Source organism: Citrobacter sp. CK189, assembly GCF_030333505.1.
GTDB classification, from domain to species: Bacteria; Pseudomonadota; Gammaproteobacteria; order Enterobacterales; family Enterobacteriaceae; genus Citrobacter_B; species Citrobacter_B koseri.
This window is the reverse complement of the sequence record NZ_JAOWFV010000010.1, coordinates 1-557: the sequence shown is the minus strand read 5'-3', so window position 1 is coordinate 557 and position 557 is coordinate 1. Positions and strand designations below refer to the sequence as shown.

At 54.4% G+C, this 557-nt stretch carries 1 rRNA gene; it reads left to right on the top strand.

The annotated features are described in order from the left end of the window. A 23S ribosomal RNA gene (locus OGV83_RS00090) occupies positions 1-557 on the top strand; the annotation flags it as partial.

The following is a 557-nucleotide window of genomic DNA, read 5'->3' as shown; positions in this document are numbered from 1 at the left end:
ATAGGGGAGCCGAAGGGAAACCGAGTCTTAACTGGGCGTTAAGTTGCAGGGTATAGACCCGAAACCCGGTGATCTAGCCATGGGCAGGTTGAAGGTTGGGTAACACTAACTGGAGGACCGAACCGACTAATGTTGAAAAATTAGCGGATGACCTGTGGCTGGGGGTGAAAGGCCAATCAAACCGGGAGATAGCTGGTTCTCCCCGAAAGCTATTTAGGTAGCGCCTCGTGAATTCATCTCCGGGGGTAGAGCACTGTTTCGGCTAGGGGGCCATCCCGGCTTACCAACCCGATGCAAACTGCGAATACCGGAGAATGTTATCACGGGAGACACACGGCGGGTGCTAACGTCCGTCGTGAAGAGGGAAACAACCCAGACCGCCAGCTAAGGTCCCAAAGTCATGGTTAAGTGGGAAACGATGTGGGAAGGCCCAGACAGCCAGGATGTTGGCTTAGAAGCAGCCATCATTTAAAGAAAGCGTAATAGCTCACTGGTCGAGTCGGCCTGCGCGGAAGATGTAACGGGGCTAAACCATGCACCGAAGCTGCGGCAGCGAC